We start from the raw sequence: 15,597 nt of genomic DNA on the forward strand, positions 1-15,597 counted from the left end.
GGCGGAGAACCACGAGGAACGTGGGGCATGTCACGGGGTGTCCGGGTTCCGCCCCGCACCCCGCACCCCGCGCCCCGCGCCGCCGGTGATGCCGCAGGAGTCCGGGGCCCCGAGGCAGTCCGGTGACGTCGCGGGAGTGGGGCGCCCGCCCGGCGGATAGGCTCGGATCCGGGTTCGGTGGAGGGAGTGGCGGATGTCGGTGCCGGGGCGCAGGAGCAGTACGTTCACCCGACTGTTGCGGCACGGCTTCACCGACCCCTCCGCGGCCGAGCGCTTCCTGGACGTGCCCGCCCTGTCCGCCGTGCGCGGCGACCCCGTGCTGCTCGACGCGCTCGGCGCCACCGCCGACCCCGACCTCGCCCTGCGCGGCCTGGTGCGGCTCGCCGAGGGGCAGGAGGACGCCGACCGGCAGACGCTCCTGGCCACCCTGGTCACCGCCAAGCCGCTGCGCGACCGGCTGCTCGGCGTGCTGGGCGCCTCCGAGGCTCTCGGCGACCACCTGGCCCGCCACCCCGGCGACTGGCACGCCCTGGTCACGTACGAGTCGGCCGATCTGCACCCGGGCGTGCCCGAGTTCGAGCGGGAGCTGGCCGAGGCCGCCGACCCGGTCGCGCTGCGCGTCGCGTACCGCCGCTGCCTGCTGGCCATAGCGGCCCGCGACGTGTGCGGCACCACCGACGTCGCCGAGACCGCCGCCGAGCTCGCCGACCTGGCCACCGCGACCCTGCGCGCCGCCCTCGCCATCGCCCGCGCCGCCGCCCCCGAGGACGCGGCGCGCTGCCGGCTCGCGGTCATCGCGATGGGCAAGTGCGGCGGCCACGAGCTCAACTACGTCTCCGACGTGGACGTGATCTTCGTCGGGGAGCCCGCCGAGGGCGTCGAGGAGGCCAAGGCCCTGCAGGCCGCCACCCGGCTCGCCTCGCACCTGATGCGGATCTGCTCCGACACCACCGTCGAGGGCACCATCTGGCCGGTCGACGCCAACCTGCGCCCCGAGGGCCGCAACGGCCCGCTGGTGCGCACCCTCTCCTCGCACCTCGCCTACTACCAGCGCTGGGCCAAGACCTGGGAGTTCCAGGCGCTGCTCAAGGCCCGCGCGGTGGCCGGCGACCCCGGTCTCGGCGACGACTACATCGCGGCCGTCTCCCCGCTGGTCTGGCAGGCGGCCGAGCGCGAGAACTTCGTCGCCGACGTGCAGAAGATGCGCCGCCGGGTCGTCGACAACATCCCGGCCGCCCAGGTCGAGCGCGAGCTCAAGCTGGGCCCGGGCGGCCTGCGGGACGTCGAGTTCGCCGTCCAGCTGCTCCAGCTGGTGCACGGCCGCAGCGACGCGAGCCTGCACAGCGGCACCACCCTGGACGCGCTCAAGGCGCTGGCCGAGGGCGGCTACGTGGGCCGCGCCGACGCCGGCCAGCTCGACGAGGCGTACCGCTTCCTGCGCGCCATGGAGCACCGCATCCAGCTGTACCGGCTGCGCCGCACCCACCTGGTGCCCGACGAGGAGGCCGACCTGCGCCGCCTCGGCCGCTCCCTGGGGCTGCGCGCCGAGCCGGTCGCCGAGCTGACCCGGGAGTGGAAGCGGCACGCGGGCGCGGTCCGCCGGCTGCACGAGAAGATCTTCTACCGGCCGCTGCTCGACGCCGTCGCCCAGCTGGCCCCGGGGGAGACCCGGCTCAGCGCCCGCGCCGCCCGCCAGCGCCTGGAGGCGCTCGGGTACGCGGACCCCGGCGCCGCCCTGCGCCACCTGGAGGCCCTGTCCTCCGGGGTGACCCGCAAGGCCGCCATCCAGCGCACCCTGCTGCCGGTGCTGCTCGGCTGGTTCGCCGACTCCGCCGACCCGGACGCCGGTCTGCTGGGCTTCCGCAAGGTCTCCGACGCGCTCGGCAAGACCCCCTGGTACCTGCGGCTGCTGCGCGACGAGGGCGCCGCCGCCGAGAACCTGGCCCGGGTGCTCTCCGGCGGGCGGCTCGCCCCCGACCTGCTGATGCGCGCCCCCGAGGCGGTCGCCATCCTCGGCGACCCCGACGGACTGCGCCCGCGCACCCGCGAGCACCTGGAGCAGGAGGTGCTGGCGGCGGTCGGGCGGGCCGAGGACGCCGAGGCCGGGGCGGCGGCGGCGCGCGGGGTGCGCCGCCGGGAGCTGTTCCGCACCACCGCCGCCGACCTGATCGGCTCGTACGGCACCGAGGACGAGCCCGCCGAGGACCCGGCCGCCCTGGTCGACCGGGTCGGCAACGCGGTCACCGACCTCAACGCCGCCACCCTCGCCGGGGCGCTGCGCGCCGCCGTCCGGGCCGGCTGGGGCGACACCCTGCCGACCCGCTTCGCGGTGATCGGCATGGGCCGCTTCGGCGGGCACGAGCTGGCGTACGGCTCCGACGCCGACGTGGTCTTCGTGCACGAGCCGCGCGAGGGCGTCAGCGACCAGGAGGCGTCCCAGGCCGCGAACAAGGTGGTCACCGAGATGCGGCGGCTGCTGCAGATCCCGACCGCCGACCCGCCGCTGGCGATCGACGCCGACCTGCGCCCGGAGGGCAAGAGCGGCCCGCTGGTGCGCTCGCTGGCCTCCTACGAGGCGTACTACCGCCGCTGGTCACTGGTGTGGGAGAGCCAGGCGCTGCTGCGCGCCGAGCCGATGGCGGGCGACGCAGACCTGGGCGGGCGCTTCATCGAGCTGATCGACCCGCTGCGCTACCCGGTGGAGGGCCTGGGCGAGGACGCGGTGCGCGAGATCCGGCGGCTGAAGGCCCGGATGGAGACCGAGCGGCTGCCGCGCGGCGCCGACCCGACGCTCCACACCAAGCTGGGGCGCGGCGGGCTGAGCGACGTGGAGTGGACGGTGCAGCTGCTCCAGATGCGGCACGGCTGGGCCGAGCCGGGGCTGCGCACCACCCGGACGCGCACGGCGCTGGCCGCCGCGCACGCGGCCGGGCTGCTGCCGACGGAGGACGCGCGGATCCTGGACGAGGCGTGGCTGCTGGCGACCCGGGTGCGCAACGCGGTGATGCTGGTGCGCGGCCGGGCGGGCGACACGTTCCCCTCGGACGGCCGGGAGCTGGGCGCGGTCGGGCGCTACCTGGGGTACGAGCCGGGGCACGTGGGGGACATGCTGGACGACTACCGGCGGGTGACGCGCCGGGCCCGCGCGGTGGTGGAGACGCACTTCTACGGGGCGTGAGCCGGGGCCGCGCGGGGCCCGGGAGCTCAGGCCCCGGACGGGCTGGGCTTCCCGGTGGGCGCGGTCCGCTTCCCCGGCCGGCCGGGGCCGTCCGCCGGGAGCTTCGGGAGCCGGTGCGGGAGCTTGCCGTACCAGAGGGCCGAGACGGTGAAGCCGAAGGCCAGGCAGAGCATGCCGCCCACGGCGTCCAGCCAGAAGTGGTTCGCGGTCGACACGATCACGACCAGGGTCGCCGCCGGGTAGAGCAGCCCGAGCACCCGCACCCACGGCACCGAGGCGATCGCGAAGATCATCAGGCCGCACCAGAGCGACCAGCCGATGTGCATCGACGGCATCGCGGCGTACTGGTTCGACATGTGCTTCAGGTCGCCGGAGGCCATCGAGCCCCAGGTGTGGTGCACCAGGACCGTGTCGATGAAGTCCTGCCCGTTCATCAGCCGGGGCGGGGCCAGCGGGTAGAAGTAGTAGCCGACCAGGGCGACGCCGGTGGTCGCGAAGAGCACCAGGCGGGCCGCCGCGTACCGGCCGGGGTGGCGCCGGTAGAGCCAGACCAGGACGCCGATCGTCACGATGAAGTGCAGTGTCGCGTAGTAGTAGTTCATCGACACGATCAGCCAGGTCACCGAGTTCACCGCGTGGTTCACGGTCTGCTCGACCGCGATCCCCAGGGTCTTCTCGGCGTCCCAGATCCAGTCCGCGTTGCGCAGCGCCTGGGCCTTCTGCTCCGGCACGGCGTTGCGGATCATCGAGTACGTCCAGTAGCTGACGGCGATCAGCAGGACCTCGAACCACAGGCGCGGCCGGCGCGGGGCGCGCAGTCTGCCCAGACGCCTGCCCGTCCCGTGGGCGGCGAGGTGCGCGTCGTCCGCGATGGGTGACGGGGTGGTGGCCGTCCGGCCTTCCATGCTCTTCACGGTCGTTTCACCCATAGGGAGAGAGTCTGCCAGATACCGGCTTCCGACCGATCATCCCCCGGTCGGGTTCGCGCCGCACGCGCTCCACCCTGAGGACGACCCGCCGCGGGCCCCTTCTCGGGGTCGGTCCCGGGGCCCTCAGGCGCGTGACGACGGGCCCGACGCCGTGGAGCCGCGTACCACCAGCTCCGGCATGAAGACGAACTCGCTGTGCGGCGCCGGGGTGCCCCCGATCTCCTCCAGGAGCGTGCGCACCGCCGCCTGCCCCATGGCCGGCACCGGTTTGCGCACCGTGGTCAGCGGCGGATCCGTGAACGCGATGAGCGGGGAGTCGTCGAAGCCCACCACCGACACGTCGTCCGGGACCTCCAGGCCCCGCTGCCGGACCGCCCTGACCGCGCCCAGTGCCATCATGTCGCTGGCGCAGACCAGGGCGGTGCAGCCCCGCTCCAGGAGCGCCGAGGCGGCGGCCTGGCCGCCCTCCAGGGTGAAGAGGGAGTGCTGGACCAGCTCCTCCTCCACCACCCGGGGGTCGAGACCCAGCTGGTCCTTCAGGGCCCGGGCGAAGCCCTCGATCTTGCGCAGCACCGGCACGAACCGCTTCGGCCCCACCGCGAGCCCGATCCGGGTGTGTCCCAGGGCGGCCAGGTGGGTGACGGCCAGCCGCATTGCCGCCCGGTCGTCCGGCGAGATGAAGGGCGCCCTGACCCCCGGCGCGTACCCGTCCACCAGGACGTACGGGACCCCCCGCGCCGTCAGCCGCTCGTACCGGCCGGTGTCGGCGGAGGTGTCCGCGTGCAGCCCGGAGACGAAGATGATCCCGGCCACCCCCCGGTCCACCAGCATCCCGGTCAGCTCGTCCTCGGTGGAGCCGCCCGGGGTCTGGGTGGCGAGCACCGGCGTGTAGCCCTGCCGGGTCAGCGCCTGGCCGATCACCTGGGCCAGCGCCGGGAAGATCGGGTTCTCCAGCTCCGGGGTGATCAGGCCGACCAGGCCCGCGCTGGACCGGCGCAGTCGTACGGGGCGCTCGTACCCGAGGACGTCGAGCGCCGCGAGGACGGACTGGCGGGTGGTCGCGGCGACGCCGGGCTTTCCGTTGAGGACACGGCTCACCGTCGCTTCGCTGACCCCCGCCTGGGCCGCTATGTCGGCCAGGCGTGCGGGTGCGGTCACGGCAGGGGACTGTACCGGGCGTTCGTCAGATGGCCCACCAGACGCAGGTGGCCCCCGGCACCCGGACCGTCCCGGACGCCTCGGCGACCGGTCCCGAGGCGAGCACGAGGCGCCCGGGGAGCGGCAGTCGGACCTCCTCGTCCCCGGTGTTCAGGGCGCAGCCCAGGCCCCTCCCGGCGAACGCCAGCACCCCCTCGGGCGCCGGGAGCCAGCGCAGCTCCTCGTCCCCGCGCCCGCGCAGCCGCCGCCGCAGTGCCAGCGCGGAGCGGTAGAGCTCCAGGGTGGAGCCCTCGGCCCCGCTCTGCGCGGCCACGCTCAGCCCCGCCCAGGCCGGCGGCTGCGGCAGCCAGGAGCCGCCGGGCCCGAAGCCGTACGGCGGCTCGGTCCCCGACCAGGGCAGCGGCACCCGGCAGCCGTCGCGCAGCCCGTCCTGCCCGTCGCCCCGGAAGAACGCCGGGTCCCTGCGCACCTCGTCGGGCAGGTCCGCCACCTCCGGCAGCCCCAGCTCCTCGCCCTGGTAGAGGTACGCGGAGCCGGGCAGCGCCAGCATCAGCAGCGCCGCCGCCCGGGCCCGCTCCGGCGAGCCGAGGCGGGTCGCGTGCCGCACCACGTCGTGGTTGGACAGCACCCAGGTCGTCGGCGCGCCCACCGCCCGGGTCGCGGCCAGCGAGGAGTCGATCACCCCGCGCAGCGCCTCCGCGTCCCACGGGCAGGTCAGGAACTGGAAGTTGAACGCCTGGTGCAGCTCGTCGGGGCGCACGTACAGCGCCAGCCGCTCCGGCGAGGGGGCCCACGCCTCGGCGACCGCGACGCGCTCGCCCCCGTACTCCTCCAGCAGGCGCCGCCAGGAGCGGTGGATCTCGTGCACGCCGTCCTGGTCGAAGAACGGCAGCACCTGGGTGCCGATCAGCTTCGCCTGCTCGCGCCGCCCGATGTCGGGCAGGCCGGGGGCCTTGACCATGCCGTGCGCCACGTCGATCCGGAAGCCGTCCACGCCCAGGTCCAGCCAGAAGCGCAGCACCGAGGCGAACTCGGCGCGCACGTCGGGGTGCTCCCAGTTCAGGTCGGGCTGCTGCGGGGCGAAGAGGTGCAGGTACCACGCGCCGTCCGGGGTGCGGGTCCAGGCCGGGCCGCCGAAGACCGACTCCCAGTCGTTGGGCGGCAGTTCGCCGCCGGGGCCGCGGCCGGGGCGGAAGTGGTAGTACGCCCGCTCCGGGCCGCCCGCCAGCGCCGTGCGGAACCAGGCGTGGGCCTCGGAGGTGTGGTTGGGCACCACGTCCACGATCACCCGCAGGCCCAGCCGGTGCGCCTCGCGGACCAGGTCGTCCGCGTCCGCCAGGTCCCCGAACAGCGGGTCCACGGCCCGGTAGTCGGCCACGTCGTAGCCCCCGTCGGCCTGCGGCGAGGCGTAGAAGGGAGTGAGCCAGACGGCGTCCGCGCCCAGGTCCGCCAGGTACGGCAGCCGGGCCCGGGCGCCCCGCAGGTCGCCGACGCCGTCCCCGTCGCCGTCGGCGAACGAGCGCACGTAGACCTGGTAGATGACGGCGTCGCGCCACCAGCCGGCGGCGGGTGCGGCGCCGTCCTCGCGCGGGGCGGTGGGAGCGAGTTCCTGGGTCATGTCCGAGAGGTCCCAACGTCGTGGTGCATGCGGCGCATGCCCGGTTCCGTGCGGCGCCGGGAGCCGGGATCGCCGCTCCGGCACCGCCGTTCACCAAGGTCAACGCCGCGCGGGCGGCACGGATACGCGCCGTTCGGGGGGCGCGAGCGGAGGTGGGGATTCCGGAAACTTCACCGTCCCGGGTCGGCGGCGGCCGACTCCGCACGCCGACGACCACGGCGCGCTACGGTAGTTGACCCACTACGCACAGCTCCGGCGAGGGCGGGGAACGGGGGACGGGGGAGGCGATGACACCCGAGGGCGGCACCACGGTGCTGGTGGTCGACGACGTCGACGCCAGCCGGTACGCCATGGGCGCCGTCCTGCGCCGGGCCGGGCACCAGGTGGTGCCCACCGCCACCGCCGGGGACGCCCTGATCGAGCTCGACGTGCGGCTGCGCTCCGGCGCCCTGCCCGACGCCGCGCTCGTCGACGTCGGCCTGCCCGACATGAACGGCTTCGACCTGTGCCGCCGCCTCAAGGCCCACCCGCTGATCTCCCCGATGCCCGTCGTGCACTTCTCGGCCGCCGCCATCACCGCCCAGGACCGCACCCGCGGCCTGGACGCGGGCGCCGACGCCTATCTGACCGTGCCCGTCGAGCCGGAGGAGATCGAGGCGGTCATACGGGCCGCGCTGCGCGGCGCCCGCTCCCGGCACGACGCCGTCGCCCAGGCCGGACGGCTCGCCCGGCTCGCCGCCGCCACCACCGAACTGCACTCCGCGCACAACCCGCAGGAGCTCGCCGACATCGCCGCCGCGGCCACCGCCCAGCTCGTCGGCGGGCCTGCCGCGGCCTTCGTGTACGGCCCCGAAGGCTCCCTCCACCTGGGCCGCCCCACCCGCTACGAGGCGCCGCCCGACGCCACCTCCCGCACCGCCGCCGCCCTGCTCCTGGAGCGCGGCATGGCCGGGCGCACCGGAGTCCGCTCGTACACCGTGCCCGCCCCGCTCTGGCCCATCGGCTTCATCCCCGAAGGCCACGGCGGCGCCCGCCTGGTGCTGGCCCGCTCCCGGCACGACCACCCGCCCGTCGCCCTCGCCCGCCCGGCCCGGCCGGCCGAGAGCCCGCAGACCCGGCTGCTCCTGGAGCAACTGGCGCACACCACCTCGCTGGCCGCCGAGTCACTGCGCACCTTCGCCGAGGAGCGCCGCCTCGCGCTCACCCTGCAGCGCAGCTTCCTGCCGCAGACCCCGCCGCTGCTGCCGGGCGCCGAGGTGGCCCTGCGGTACGTGCCCGCCTCGCGCAACGCCGAGATCGGCGGCGACTTCTACGTGGGCCTGTCCACCCCGGACGGGCTGCTGGTCGGTGTCGGCGACGTGGTCGGCCACTCGCTGGACGCGGCCACCGTCATGGTCGAACTCCGGCACGCGCTGCGGGCGTACGCCACCGAGCGCGCCGAGCCGGTCGACCTGGTGCGCCGGCTCGACCGGGTGCTCCAGCGCTACCACCCCGAGTCCACCGCCACCGTGTGCCTGGCCCTGATCAACCCCACCACCGGCGCCGCCAGGATCGCCAACGCCGGGCACATCCGCCCGCTCGTCGTCGGCGCCGACGGCACCGCGGAGTTCAGCGACGCCAGGGGCCCGCTGCTCGGCCTCGGCCTGGAGCGCCCGGCCGCCACCGAGACCGTCCTGGGCCCCGGCGACCGGCTCCTCATGGTGACCGACGGCCTGATCGAGACCCGGGGCACCGACCTCGCCGTCTCCCTGGAGCGGCTGCGGCACGCGGCGGCCGAGGCCCCGGACGGGGTGGACGCCCTGGTCGACTCGCTCCTGGACCTCTTCGGCACCCGGGAGGACGACGTGGCGCTGCTCGCGCTGCGGCTGACCGGGAGGTCGGGCGGCGCGGCGGGCGGCGGTGCTCAGGCGGTGCGCTGACCCGGCACGCGCATCCGCGGCGCCAGGGCGAACAGCCGGCCGAGCAGCTCCGTGAACGGCCCGTCCGCGGGCTCGTCCTCGAACACCCCCAGCAGGACCGCCGCCATCTCCTCGTCGTAGGCGGCGCTCACCGCGGCCAGCGCCGCGAAGTCGTGCACCAGCTGCAACTCCAGCTCGGCGCGCGGCACCCGGCGCCCGTCCAGCCAGATCAGCGCGGTCGTCTCGGCCAGCGACACCCAGGACCGGACCACCAACTCCAGTCGCGCGGGCGGCCGCTGGACCCCGAGGTGGGACATGATCTGGTCGTACGCCGCCTGGCGCACCTCGTCGATCATCGCGTTCGCCGTGGACGAGCCCACCGCGGGGCCGCCGCGCATCAGCGCCGAGAAGCCCGGGCCGTGGCCCTCCACGAAGTCGAAGAACCGGCCCATCACCCGCAGCAGCCGCGCCCCCAGCGGACCCTCGTGCGGCTCCTGGAAGCGGGTCGCCAGCTCGTCCGCGGCCCGCCGCAGCGCGGCCTCGTACAGGCTCTGCTTGCCGGGGAAGTAGTGGTACACCAGCGGCCGCGAGATCCCCGCGGCCGCCGCGATCTCGTCGATGGAGACGTCGTCCGGGGAGCGGTGGCTGAACAGCTCAAGGGCCACCCCGATCAACTGCTGCCTGCGCTCCTCGACGCCCATCCTGCGGCGCACCCCGGTCGTCATGCGGACAGCCTAACCCCGTGCGCTCGAACGGCGTCCGATACTCTGCCGACGACATGGACGCATCAGACCAGGACACCCCTGACACCCCCGCCACCGAGGACCGCGAGGACCGCGAGCACGACGAGGACCGCGAAGTCCCGTCCCGTACCGGGCTCACCCCGCGCCAGGCCCGCAGGCTGCGCATCGCGGCGGCCTTGGTGCTGCTCGTCGCGATGGCCGCCGTCCTGGTGGTGCGCCTGGCGATGCGCACCTCCGTCCTGGTGGTCGGGGTCTACGGGCTCGCCATGATCCTGTGCGGCGTGGTGATCGAGCTCAGCCGCAACGGCCGCACCCGGCTGGGCACTTGGCTGCTGACCGCGGGCCTGCTCGCGGCTCTCGCGGCGGACTGGCTGCTGCTGCCGTAGGCCGGGGTCCCGGGGGTCCCGGGCCCTACAGGTCGAGCACCAGCCGCTCGCCCCGGCAGCGCGAGACGCACACCAGCATCGAGTCGGCGCGCTCGGAGTCGGTGAGCAGCTTGTCCCGGTGGTCGACCTCGCCCTCCACCACCCGCTGCTGGCAGGTGCCGCAGAAGCCCTGCTCGCAGGAGTACGAGACGTGGGGGACCTCCTCGCGCAGCACCGAGAGCACCGTGCGGTCCGCCGGGACCGTCACCGTCCGCCCGGAGCGCCGCAGTTCGAGAGCGAACGCCCCGCCGCCCGCCGTGCCCGTCGGGGCGAACCGCTCCAGGTGCGGCACGCGCCCCTCGGGCAGCGCCGCCGCCACCGCCTCCATCAGCCCGTCGGGGCCGCAGCAGTAGACCGCCGTCTCGGCCCCCGCCGACGCCAGGAATCCGAGGTCGGGCAGACCGCCCTCGTCCTCGGCGGCCACGGTGGTGCGCCCGCCGTCCGCGCCCAGCTTCTCGACCTCGTCCAGGTAGGGCATGGTGGCGCGGGAACGCCCGCAGTACAGCAGCTTCCAGTCCGCGCCGGCGGCCTCGGCGGCGCGCAGCATGGGGAGCACCGGGGTGATGCCGATGCCGCCCGCCACGAAGACGTACGACACCGAGTCGACCAGCGGGAAGCGGTTGCGCGGCCCGCGGACCTCCAGCTCGGTGCCCTCGCGCAGCTGCTCGTGGACCTCGCGGGAGCCGCCCCTGCCGTCCTCGATCAGCCGGGTGGCGACGGTGTACGTACCGCTCTCGGCCGGGTCGCCGCACAGCGAGTACTGCCGCACCAGGCCCGAGGGCAGCACCAGGTCCAGGTGCGCGCCGGGCTCCCAGGCGGGCAGGTCCGCACCCTCCAGGCGCAGCTGGACGACGCCCTCGGCGGGCGAGGTGCGCTCGGTGACCATCACCCGGCGCCCCGCGGTGGCGCCGCGCCCGCGCCCCGACACCGGCTCCTCCAGGGCGGGCAGCGGCCACAGCGGGGAGCCCTGGATGCGGCGGCGCAGGGCGCGTCGGGCGAGCAGGGCCGCTCCGGCGGCCAGGACGAGCGTGCGGGTGCGCGGGGCCACGGTCAGGAACCTCCGTTGGCGGCGGGGGAGTCGGCGAGGTAGGCGACGGCCTGCGCGGTGCTGCCCTCCTGCGAGGGGTGGTAGGCGCGGCTCAGGTAGCGCGGGATGGAGCGCAGCAGGGCGGGCGTGGAGGGCAGCGTGCCGGCCCGCCCGGCCCGTACGAACTGGCCCACCGAGGCACGCCCGTCCAGGAGCGTCGGGTCGTTCTCCATGAAGAACCGGGCGCCGCGCTGCCAGAGGAACACCAGGGCGGAGAAGGCCAGGGCCCAGGTCCGCACCCGGCGCCGGTAGCCGCCGTCGACGTGCATGAACAGCTCGAAGGCGACCGAGCGGTGCTCGACCTCCTCGGCGCCGTGCCAGCGCAGCAGGTCCAGCATCACCGCGTCGGCGCCGCGCCGGTCCAGCTCCTCGGCGTTGAGCACCCAGTCGCCCAGGAAGGCGGTGTAGTGCTCGATGGCGGCGATGGTCGCCACCCGCTCCATCAGCCACCAGTGGCGGGCCCGGCCCGGCGGCAGGGTGCGGTCGCCGAGCATCTTCTCGAACATCCAGTCCACCTGCGCGGTGTACGGGGTGGGGTCGAGGCCCAGCTTCCGCAGGTGCGGCAGGACGTCGTCGTGGGCCTGGGAGTGCACGGCCTCCTGGCCGATGAACCCGATGACGTCCTCGCGCAGCCGGTCGTCGCGGATGAACGGCAGCACCTGCTTGTAGACGTGCACGAACCAGCGCTCGCCCGCGGGCAGCAGCAGGTGCAGCACGTTGATGGTGTGCGTGGTGAAGGGGTCGCCGGGAACCCAGTGGAGCGGGGTCTTCTCCCAGTCGAAGGAGACCTTGCGGGCCTTCAGCGCGATCCGCTCCGAGTCTATTGCCGCCGGCTGCGTATTAGACATGGCGTCAATGTACTGATGGGTACGGCCCGGCAACAGGGGTCGGGCCACACCTTCTTGCGCCCACCCGACCCCTGGAAGCGCCCGACCGGCCGCTGAAGGCGCCCGCCCGGCCCCCGGAGGCGCTCCAGCCCCCGGCCGTCAGCGCAGTGCGCCCACCCGCGTGCCGTCCACCAGCCGTCCCGCCAGCTCCGCCCGGGCGCCCTGGGGCGCCTTCAGGGCCAGGAACCGGCCGTTCGCCGTGCCGCTCACCCCGCCCGTGGCGGTCACCGAGGCCAGCTGCGGGCTGCCCGCCGCCAGCACGTACCACTGCCCGCCCCGCGACTTCCACAGCACGCCGGCCAGCACGCGCGGCTCGCGCACCCCGCAGGCCGGGGAGCCCTCCGCCTTCGCCGCCACCGCGCCGGTCGCCGCCGGGGCCTGGCCCGGAGCCTGGAACTGGGCCATCACCCGGGCGCCGGGGCCCCGCCAGGTCTCGGCGCGGGTGCACAGCCAGCCGGCCGTGCCGTTCGCCTCGGGCAGCGGCTGCTCCGCGTACTTCCACGAGTTCACCGACCGCACCCCGTGCGAGCGGACCGTCGGCAGCAGGCAGGCGGTGCGGGCCCACTCGGCGCGCGCCGCGTCCGTCACCACGTCCACCGGCGCGTTCGGCGGCCCGGACGTCAGCCGCACCGCGGTGAGCTCGCCCAGGTCCGTCACCACCCGGTCCGCCGTGCCCTCGCGCAGCACCAGCGCCTCCCAGGAGGTGCAGTCGCGGGCCTGCGCGGGGCTGAGCAGCGGGTCGGCGACGCCCCGCCCGTCGCGGTGCAGCGGGCGCGGCCCGGCGGCGGGCTTCAGCAGGTCGCGCACCTGGACGTCGCTCACCCAGGGGGCGGTCAGGTAGCGCACGTTGCCGTGGGCGCGGCCCACCACCAGGGCGCCGGAAGCGGCCGCGTCGGCGCCGTCCGCCCGGGCGAAGTCCAGGGCCGCGCCGTCGTCGCCGTCCACCGGCTCCGCGTACCGCACCACCCGCAGCCCGTCGTACACCAGCACCACCCGGGCCTCGTCCACCACGCCCGCGAACAGCAGCTGGGCCGGGCCCATCGCGGGGCCCGAGGGCGTCCCGGGCGTCGCCGACACCCGCACGTCGGAGCCCGGCCTGGCCCACACCGCGAGCGCCCGCCGCAACAGGGCCTGGTCGCCCGAGAGTTCACCGCGGGCCGGCCACACCGAGAAGTCGGTGCGGGCCGAGCGCTCCCACACCGCGGGCGCCGTCCGCTGCAACTGCTGCGGGTCCAGGGCGTCCTGGGCCGCCGCGTTCAGCGCGTACGGCGGGGCCGCCGCGCCGTCCGGGCCCCAGCCGCCCGGCAGCCCGAGCAGCGCCCCGACCACCACGGCCGCGGCCGCCGCGACCAGGGCCGCCCGGCCGTGCTGGCGGCGGCGCATCAGGTCGGTGGGCCGGGCCTGGAGCGAGCAGGGGTCGAACTCGACGGAATCGAGCAGCGCGTACAGCGTCTCCACCCCGTCGGCCTCGGCGAGCGCGGCCGCCGGGTCCTCGACGCCCGCGGCGGCCAGCACCCGGCACGCCTCCGGGTCGGCCAGCCCCTCCAGGCCGCGCAGCACGTACCCGGCGCGGGCCGGGGCGGAGAGCGCGGACAGCTGCTGGTCCAGGGAGAGTTCGTCGGCCCCGCCGGAGCGCGGGAAGAGCCGCAGGCCCCACACCTGGGGCAGCAGCGGCGGCAGCTGGGAGCGCCGGGGCAGCCGCCGGGCCCGCAGCGTCCGGCCCAGCGGCTCCTCGGCCTCCAGGGCCTGGCGCAGCACCCGTTCGCGTACGTACGCGTACCCCGGGTCGACCGGGTCCTCGGACCGCCGGGCCGCCGGGACGCTCCCGGCGGCGGTGCGGCGCCGGGGCAGCGAGCGCTGGGTCAGCGCGTGCGCGGTCAGCACCCGGCGGTTGCGGCCCAGCGACGGCGGCAGCACCAGGTAGGCGATCCGCACGAGCCGGGGGTAGTGCTCGACGAGGGCGGCCTCGGCCCGTTCGACGTCGACGGGAGGGGCCTGCTGGGCGACGGGAGTGCTCACGTTCAGCAGAACGAGGGATTCGTCCTATGGTCACTCGGTCGTGTCTTCAAAATCCCGTCCATCCCGCGCGGCCCGGCACGCCCGCCCGTTTCGCGCGCGGGGGCGCTGCGCCGGGGCCACGAGCGGCCCGCGCGGGCGCTACGCCGGGACGACGAACCGCTTGCGCAGCAGCTCCACGACCTCGTCGGGCACGCCGAGGCCGTCCCGCACGTACGCCTCCATGGAGCCGTGCCGGGCGTCCACCTCGTCCAGCGCCGCCGCCAGGTACTCGGGCACCACCCCGATCAGCGCGAGCGCCAGCTCCGGGTCGCCGCCCTGGGCGGTGAAGCCCTCCACGAGCGGCGCGAAGGCCTCCCGCACGGCCGGGTTGACCGCGAGGTACTCGGCCTCCACGGTCGCGTCGTCGGCGCCCAGCAGGCACAGCACGACGGTGGCGGCCCAGCCGGTGCGGTCCTTGCCCGCCGTGCAGTGGAAGAGCAGCGGGACGGCCTGCGGGTCGGCCAGCTCGGCCAGGAAGGAGCGGTAGGACAGCCGGGCGGACTCGCTGCTGACCAGGGAGCGGTAGGTGTCCTCGAAGAACCGGTACACCCGCCCCCCGCCCAGCTCCCGCTCCGCCAGCGCCGGGTCGCCCAGGATGGTCCGCAGCTGCGCGGCGGGCGGCAGCCCGCTGGCGGCCAGCTGGTCGGCGAGCACGTCGGCGACCAGCAGCCGCCCGCCCGGCGGGACCCGGTCGGGGCGGGCGGTGCGCTCGGCGGCGGTGCGGAAGTCCACGATCGTACGGATGCCCAGCGCGGCGACCGCGGGGTCGGCGGCCGGGTCGAGCCGGTCCAGCTGGCCGGAGCGGAAGAGCACCCCGGAGCGCACGGCGCCGCCGCCGGCCAGGGGGGTGGCGCCGAGGTCTCTGAGGTTGGCGACGGTGGTGGCGGGGATCGCGGGCATGCGACGGCTCCTGGCGTGCGACGGGGGTCCGGGGGAGGCGGGGTCGGGGGACGGCCGGGCGGTTCCCGGGGCGGACCAGGGGGTCCGGGAAGCCCGGAAGCCTGGGAACCCCGGAAAAAGGTACCGGGATGTCAGGGTACGTCCGCAGGTGGGGTGCGGTGCGTCCGCAGGGGAAGCCTTGGCCATGGTTTGGTCGGATCCTGGTGCGCCGATCGCCGGGAAGTCCGCTCCCCGGCCCGCCCGAAGGGGCACCATGGCGGGATGCCCACGGAGCGAACCCCCGCCGCCCGCACGGCCGCGCCGCTGCTCGCCGCCCTGCTGGCCGCCGGCCTGCTGGGCGCCTGCGAGAAGGCCCCCGCCGAGCCCGTGACCGCCACCGGCACCCTGGAGCAGCTCGCCGCCACGGCCGGCTGCGCGCCGGACGTGCAGACGGACGCGAAAGAGCTCCGTCAGGCGAAGTGCAAGACGGAGCAGGGGAGTTGGGTGATCGCGACCTTCGAGACCGACCGCGGCCAGCGCGAGTGGCTCAACCAGGCCAAGGACTACGGCGGTTCCTACCTGGTGGGGCGCCGCTGGGTCGCCGCGGGCGCGGCGGACGTGGTCGCGGGCCTGCGCGGGCGGCTCGGCGGCACGGTGGAGACCTCGGCCCCGCACGGCCGGGGGAGTGTCGGCGGCGCGGGGCACGAGGGGCACTAGGGGGAGCGGCTGAGCCGCCC

At 75.8% G+C, this 15,597-nt stretch carries 12 protein-coding genes; 4 read left to right on the forward strand and 8 right to left on the reverse strand.

The window, feature by feature from the left end:
- Positions 1 to 193: 193 nt before the first annotated feature.
- Positions 194 to 3,178, forward strand: a complete 2,985-nt coding sequence (locus ABT160_RS15215) for a bifunctional [glutamine synthetase] adenylyltransferase/[glutamine synthetase]-adenylyl-L-tyrosine phosphorylase (protein ID WP_351647627.1) — start codon at positions 194 to 196, stop codon at positions 3,176 to 3,178.
- A gap of 26 nt (positions 3,179 to 3,204) precedes the next feature.
- Here ABT160_RS15215 and ABT160_RS15220 read toward each other — a convergent pair whose 3' ends face one another.
- The 3 genes from ABT160_RS15220 to ABT160_RS15230 all read right to left on the reverse strand — a co-directional run bounded on the left by ABT160_RS15220 (position 3,205) and on the right by ABT160_RS15230 (position 6,883).
- On the reverse strand, positions 3,205 to 4,107 hold the full coding sequence (locus ABT160_RS15220; protein ID WP_351647629.1) for a phosphatase PAP2 family protein: 903 nt from the start codon (positions 4,105 to 4,107) through the stop codon (positions 3,205 to 3,207).
- A gap of 123 nt (positions 4,108 to 4,230) precedes the next feature.
- Positions 4,231 to 5,265 (reverse strand): LacI family DNA-binding transcriptional regulator, encoded by a 1,035-nt coding sequence (locus ABT160_RS15225; protein ID WP_351647631.1) that lies wholly within the window; start codon positions 5,263 to 5,265, stop codon positions 4,231 to 4,233.
- 25 nt (positions 5,266 to 5,290) lie between these two features.
- Positions 5,291 to 6,883: a glycoside hydrolase family 13 protein gene (locus tag ABT160_RS15230; RefSeq protein ID WP_351647633.1), complete on the reverse strand. Its 1,593-nt coding sequence runs from the start codon at positions 6,881 to 6,883 to the stop codon at positions 5,291 to 5,293.
- 287 nt (positions 6,884 to 7,170) lie between these two features.
- Here ABT160_RS15230 and ABT160_RS15235 point away from each other — a divergent pair, with 287 nt between their 5' ends.
- Positions 7,171 to 8,802, forward strand: a complete 1,632-nt coding sequence (locus ABT160_RS15235; RefSeq protein ID WP_351647635.1) for a SpoIIE family protein phosphatase — start codon at positions 7,171 to 7,173, stop codon at positions 8,800 to 8,802.
- Here the strand turns inward: ABT160_RS15235 and ABT160_RS15240 are convergent.
- Positions 8,787 to 9,506 carry a TetR/AcrR family transcriptional regulator gene (locus ABT160_RS15240; RefSeq protein ID WP_351647637.1) on the reverse strand — a complete coding sequence of 240 codons (720 nt, stop codon included), beginning with the start codon at positions 9,504 to 9,506 and terminating at the stop codon, positions 8,787 to 8,789. The genes ABT160_RS15235 and ABT160_RS15240 overlap by 16 nt on opposite strands.
- 53 nt (positions 9,507 to 9,559) lie before the next feature.
- Between ABT160_RS15240 and ABT160_RS15245 the strand changes: the two genes are divergently transcribed.
- A complete protein-coding gene (locus tag ABT160_RS15245) occupies positions 9,560 to 9,910 on the forward strand; it encodes a hypothetical protein (protein WP_351647639.1) in 351 nt (116 codons plus the stop codon).
- 25 nt (positions 9,911 to 9,935) lie between these two features.
- On the opposite strand, the gene ABT160_RS15250 is transcribed toward ABT160_RS15245, so the two are convergent.
- The 4 genes from ABT160_RS15250 to ABT160_RS15265 all read right to left on the reverse strand — a co-directional run bounded on the left by ABT160_RS15250 (position 9,936) and on the right by ABT160_RS15265 (position 14,881).
- Positions 9,936 to 10,997 carry a PDR/VanB family oxidoreductase gene (locus ABT160_RS15250; RefSeq protein ID WP_351647641.1) on the reverse strand — a complete coding sequence of 354 codons (1,062 nt, stop codon included), beginning with the start codon at positions 10,995 to 10,997 and terminating at the stop codon, positions 9,936 to 9,938.
- A 2-nt stretch (positions 10,998 to 10,999) separates the two neighbouring features.
- Positions 11,000 to 11,884 carry a metal-dependent hydrolase gene (locus tag ABT160_RS15255; protein WP_351647643.1) on the reverse strand — a complete coding sequence of 295 codons (885 nt, stop codon included), beginning with the start codon at positions 11,882 to 11,884 and terminating at the stop codon, positions 11,000 to 11,002.
- Between the two features lie 138 nt (positions 11,885 to 12,022).
- A complete protein-coding gene (locus ABT160_RS15260; protein WP_351647644.1) occupies positions 12,023 to 13,942 on the reverse strand; it encodes a hypothetical protein in 1,920 nt (639 codons plus the stop codon).
- 138 nt (positions 13,943 to 14,080) lie between these two features.
- On the reverse strand, positions 14,081 to 14,881 hold the full coding sequence (locus ABT160_RS15265) for a tyrosine-protein phosphatase (protein ID WP_351647645.1): 801 nt from the start codon (positions 14,879 to 14,881) through the stop codon (positions 14,081 to 14,083).
- A gap of 261 nt (positions 14,882 to 15,142) precedes the next feature.
- On the opposite strand from ABT160_RS15265, the gene ABT160_RS15270 reads away from it, so the two are divergent.
- The gene (locus tag ABT160_RS15270) at positions 15,143 to 15,577 is read left to right on the forward strand and encodes a hypothetical protein (protein WP_351647647.1); all 435 of its coding nucleotides are present in this window, start codon (positions 15,143 to 15,145) and stop codon (positions 15,575 to 15,577) included.
- The last annotated feature ends 20 nt before the right edge of the window (positions 15,578 to 15,597 follow it).

The organism is Streptomyces sp. NPDC001941, assembly GCF_040296945.1.
Taxonomy (GTDB): domain Bacteria; phylum Actinomycetota; class Actinomycetes; order Streptomycetales; family Streptomycetaceae; genus Streptomyces.